6 protein-coding genes and 1 pseudogene are annotated in these 4714 nt (G+C 60.5%); 2 read left to right on the top strand and 5 right to left on the bottom strand.

Features of this window, described 5'->3' with window-relative positions:
- Positions 1-70: 70 nt before the first annotated feature.
- Positions 71-460, bottom strand: a complete 390-nt coding sequence (locus HHJ19_RS12605) for a cupin domain-containing protein (RefSeq protein WP_296907926.1) — start codon at positions 458-460, stop codon at positions 71-73.
- Between the two features lie 208 nt (positions 461-668).
- On the opposite strand from HHJ19_RS12605, the gene HHJ19_RS12600 reads away from it, so the two are divergent.
- Together HHJ19_RS12600 and HHJ19_RS12595 are read left to right on the top strand one after the other, a co-directional pair.
- Positions 669-1655: a DnaJ C-terminal domain-containing protein gene (locus tag HHJ19_RS12600; RefSeq protein WP_296907924.1), complete on the top strand. Its 987-nt coding sequence runs from the start codon at positions 669-671 to the stop codon at positions 1653-1655.
- Positions 1652-1972 carry a chaperone modulator CbpM gene (locus HHJ19_RS12595; RefSeq protein ID WP_296907921.1) on the top strand — a complete coding sequence of 107 codons (321 nt, stop codon included), beginning with the start codon at positions 1652-1654 and terminating at the stop codon, positions 1970-1972. The genes HHJ19_RS12600 and HHJ19_RS12595 overlap by 4 nt, the downstream gene beginning before the upstream one ends.
- 63 nt (positions 1973-2035) lie before the next feature.
- Here HHJ19_RS12595 and HHJ19_RS12590 read toward each other — a convergent pair.
- From HHJ19_RS12590 to HHJ19_RS12575, 4 genes and pseudogenes are all read right to left on the bottom strand, one after another.
- Positions 2036-2603, bottom strand: a pseudogene (locus tag HHJ19_RS12590) (epimerase).
- 43 nt (positions 2604-2646) lie between these two features.
- On the bottom strand, positions 2647-2988 hold the full coding sequence (locus HHJ19_RS12585) for a hypothetical protein (RefSeq protein WP_296907917.1): 342 nt from the start codon (positions 2986-2988) through the stop codon (positions 2647-2649).
- 32 nt (positions 2989-3020) lie between these two features.
- Positions 3021-3881: a hypothetical protein gene (locus HHJ19_RS12580; RefSeq protein ID WP_296907914.1), complete on the bottom strand. Its 861-nt coding sequence runs from the start codon at positions 3879-3881 to the stop codon at positions 3021-3023.
- Positions 3882-4014: 133 nt separating this feature from the next.
- Positions 4015-4714, bottom strand: a 700-nt coding sequence (locus HHJ19_RS12575) for an AAA family ATPase (RefSeq protein ID WP_296907912.1), incomplete at its 5' end; no start/stop codon positions are given.

The raw sequence follows: 4714 nt of genomic DNA, 5'->3' as shown, positions 1-4714 counted from the left end.
AGCCTGATGTCTGGCCGGCAAATTCATTCCAGGTGCATCTGCTGGCCAAGACTCCGTTTTGGCGTTCGGGCTAGGCCTCAACCGACGCCACCTCTTCAGTGCTGAAATTTCCCGGCATGACGATTTCGAGCATTTCCACATCTTCGCTGTGCTCAACCTCACGATGGCGAATGCCTGGCGGCTGATAGACGCATGAGCCCGCCTCCAGTCGCACCCTGCCCTGCCCTTCGTACTCGAACTCGATCCACCCCTTCAGGATGTAAACGAGCTGAAAGGTGGTGCCATGCTGGTGCGGCTGGCCGGAGAAGTCGGTACCCGCAGCGGCGCGGATGACGTGAGCATCGACCTGTCCGCCGGTGGCCTGATTGACCCCAAGATCGCGGTACTCAAAAAACGAGCGCAGGCCGCGCTTGAAAGTGGCACCCTGGGCGTGTGTTGCGACGAAATTTCGGGCGGTCATGGTTGGCCTCAATCTGGTATCTATGAAAGCCCTTGATTGAAGGGACCCGAGTGATTGTGCGCGCCGGCATCTGCAAGTCAAGCCGCTCCGCCGGTGGCGTTGTCAGAGGGTCGCGGCCATGCGCGCATCTGGCGCCGAAGTCTTACACGCCGCATTCCGGTTTTCGGCTATCGTTCAAGCTGACGGGCATTTGCCTGAAAGGGCTTCCATGGAATTCAAGGATTACTACAAAATCATGGGCGTGGCGCGAGACGCATCGCCTGATGACATCAAGCGGGCACACCGCAAGCTGGCGCGCAAATTCCACCCTGACGTCAGCAAGGAAAAAAACGCCGAAGCGCAATTCACGGATCTCGGTGAAGCTTATGAGGTCCTGAAAGACCCGGAAAAACGCGCTGCCTATGACCAGCTGGGGGCCAACTGGAAAGCGGGGCAGGACTTCCGTCCGCCGCCTGAATGGAATGCAGGCGCTGAACGCCCGGGCAGAGGCGATCAGTGGCAATTCAACAGCGGCGATGCGGGAGAGCACAGCGACTTCTTTGAAACCCTATTCCGCCAGGGCTTTGCCGGCGCGAGGCAGGGCGGCGGTGCAAGCAGAGGCCAGCGCACCAGCTACAGCGCGAATGGCGAGGACCGCCACGCGAAGATACAAATTGACCTGGAAGACTCCTACAAGGGCACGACGCGCACCCTGAGCCTGCGCGTGCCCGAGATGAGCGAGCAGGGCCATGTCATCCCGCGTGAGCACCAGATCACCTTCACCGTTCCCAAAGGCATCCGTGCGGGTCAACATATCCGGCTGGCCGGCCAGGGCTCACCCGGTGTGGGCGAAGGCAGTCCCGGCGATCTCTACCTGGATGTGGAATTTCACCCGCATGCGCTGTACCGGGTGGACAAACACGATGTCTACATGGACCTGCCCATCGCGCCCTGGGAGGCGGCACTGGGTGCTGAAGTGGAGGCCCCGACACCGACCGGGCAGGTTGAAGTGAAAATTCCCGCCGGCTCTGCTGCCGGGCGCAAGCTGCGGCTCAAGGGACGCGGCTTGCCGGGCGCCACGCCAGGTGATTTTTATTTTGTGCTGCAGATTGTGCTGCCCGCCGCCGACAGCGAAAGTGACAAATCCCTGTATGAAGGCATGGCCAAACAGTTCAACACCTTCAGTCCACGCGCCAAACTGGGAGCCAAGTCATGACAGCCGAGCTCAGGATTACCAAAATCACGGGTTTCATTCTTGAAGAGCAGACCGAGTTGAGCCTGACCGACCTCTGCCGCGCCTGCGCGGCGCAGGCCGACAGGATTGTCGAACTTGTTGATGAAGGCGTGCTGGCGCCAGCCGGCAGCTCGCCCGACAACTGGCATTTCACCGGCCTGCAGCAGCAGCGGGCACGCGTCGCATTGCGGCTGGAGAGCGATCTGGGCGTCAACCTTGCCGGTGCGGCGCTTGCGCTGGAACTGCTCGATGAGCTGGACAGCCTGCGGGCACGGCTGGGAATGCTCGAAGGTGACTGAACCCAAGCCGCTGCTTTTTAATCAACATAGTGGTTTGCGGCTGCCCAGCGGCCGGGGCAACCGCTATTGGCCCAACGCGGCGATAGCGCTTGCCTCCCGCAGCGGCGTACCCCCGCCTTTGCGCGCAACCGCCAGCATCGCACGGCCGACACTTTCGGTCGTCAGGATCAGTTTGGCCATCAGCATACGCAACAGCGGCAAAACCGGTTTGAGCAGGCTGTAAAAAATACGGTAGGAGCCAGTCCTGGACGGTTCGCCGTGCAACGGTTGAATGATGCCGGGCCTGAACAGGTAAACCGCCCTGAAAGGCAGGCGCAACAGCGCGTTTTCGGTGCGGCCTTTGACCCTCGCCCACATGATTGAGCCCTTTTCAGCGCTATCCGCACCGGCGCCTGACGCATACACAAACGTCATGCCCGGATTCAACCGAGCCAGCGTTTGCGCGACGGCCAGCGTGAGGTCGTAGCTGAGACGGGTGTATTGCGCTTGTGCCATGCTGGCCAACCGGAGTGCGGCCCACGGTCTGCACGCATTCCACGTCGCCAGCCAGCAGGCATTCGCGAAACACGCCCTGACCGACCATGCCGGTGGCACCAAAAATCAAGATATTTGTCAAATTATCCCACCCCATGAATAGCCTGCAGCCGACGGATTACCCGCTGCCTCGCTCAAGCTCAGGAAGCGGACGTGTTGTACGAAGGGCGGATGCGGGTTTTCTGGACGATTCCGGACGGGCCGAACAGAACGACGAATTCAGCGCTGGAGACGGTGGCGCGAGCCGGCTTTGATCGGTAGACCCAGACTTCAAAGCCGCTGTCGAACTTGACTACGGCGCCAGGGCCAAGCGCCGCAATGACGTCGGCTTTGCTGGCTTTCCCGACCGCGACCAAATCGCTCGCGCTTTGCATCGACAGGCCTGGATCGCGAAACGGCGGTGCGGTGTCCTGGGAATCAAAAAATCCCAAGGGGCCTGCGCAGCCGGCCAGCCAGAAACAGCCAGCCAATACAAGGCCCATGCGCGGGAGCCACCTTCCTGGCATACCCGTCATCATTTGTCTTCCATGTATTCAAACTCTATCAGGGTGTCGTCGGGCCAGCTGCGGTCGCCCAGCGGCAGGACATAGGTGCGGTCAACCAGAACTTCGCAATCACAATAGGGAAGATCGTCTTTCAGACCGGGATCGTCACTTGCCGCTGCGTAGAGCTTGTCGATCGCCAGAATCTCGCGGCGGGTGCCTGCCACCAAGGCCACGCTGAACAGGGGCCGGTCTGAAAAGAAAAGGTAGAGGGGCGCTTTTTTGTCGCAGTAGGCTGGGCTGTTGAATATCGCCTGGGTCAGGCGACCGACCACATTGCTGCTGTTGGACACCAAACCAGCCTCCATTCCCACCTGGCATTCCAGCCGCAAGTCCCCTAGGCGCCGGGTATTGGGCTCCAGGCCGGGCGTCCGGATTTCACTGCGCCAGGTCATGGTTTGCGCCTTTCGGTTCGGAATCACCTGCGCGTCTTCGTCATACGCCTGCTGGTTGCGCGGCAACGAAAAGGTGTGATCCTCTGGTGCGACAGGCACAGCAAAGGCGACCGTGGACCCGATCACCTCCATCTCGATATTATTCATCTCGGTCTCTCGCTTGCGCGCAAGCAACTTGAAGCGCACCGCAGCGGAAGGCGACAGGGCTCGCTGCCTTTCAAAGAGATCCATGCCCCGTATCATTTTCCGGTACGATTTTTCGACTGGGTCCCGGTGGGCCTTGGCGGTACTCGTCCCCGGGGCCAGCGTGGCGACACCTTTGTCCTGAGCCGCCACGCCAGCGGAAAAGGCTGTAGCGAACGCCAGCCCCGCCAAGCGAATCCAGACGCGTGGATAATTTCCGGCGCCGCCGCGTGCTGCAAGAGAATAAATTGGCATGTCACATCCGATAGGCATTCACGCAATGGTAGGCCGCTCGAGCACACTGTGTTGTAGGACGATTCCAGCATTTATGGGCCGGATCAGGACCTGCGCCGACAGCGGAAACGCGGGTCGCACCGGCGCAGCAACTTCAATGCCCCGCCGCCTCAAACCGGAACACCCCGGGGTCGCGAATCGGGTCCACATCGACCGGGATAATGCTCTTGGGTGGAAAACGCCCTTCAAGCAACAGCTTGGACAGCGGGTTTTCAATCCGTTGCTGGATGGCGCGCTTGAGTGGCCGCGCGCCAAACACCGGGTCAAATCCGACCTTGGCTAACTCGGCAATCGCCGGCTCGGACACTTCGAGCGTGAGGTCCATCTTTGCCAAGCGGGCCTGAAGCACCTTGAGCTGGATGCGGGCAATCGACTCGATGTTTTTCGCGTCGAGCGGATGGAACACCACGGTTTCATCGATGCGGTTCAGGAACTCGGGGCGGAAGTAATTTTTCAACTCATCGATCACCGCGTCCTTGATCTCCTCATAAGGCTTGCCCACCATGGACTGGATAATCGGCGAACCAATATTGCTTGTCATGACGATCACGGTGTTCTTGAAATCCACGGTGCGGCCCTGGCCATCGGTCAGCCGGCCATCGTCGAGCACCTGCAGCAGCACGTTGAAGACATCCGGGTGGGCTTTCTCCACCTCGTCGAGCAGCAGCACGCTGTAGGGCTTGCGGCGCACCGCTTCAGTCAGATAACCGCCCTCCTCGTAGCCGACATAGCCCGGCGGCGCGCCAATCAGGCGGGCGACCGAATGCTTTTCCATGAACTCGCTCATGTCCACG

The organism is Polaromonas sp. (genome assembly GCF_012927415.1).
GTDB lineage: Bacteria > Pseudomonadota > Gammaproteobacteria > Burkholderiales > Burkholderiaceae_C > Polaromonas.
This window is presented reverse-complemented; position numbering and strand designations above follow the sequence as displayed.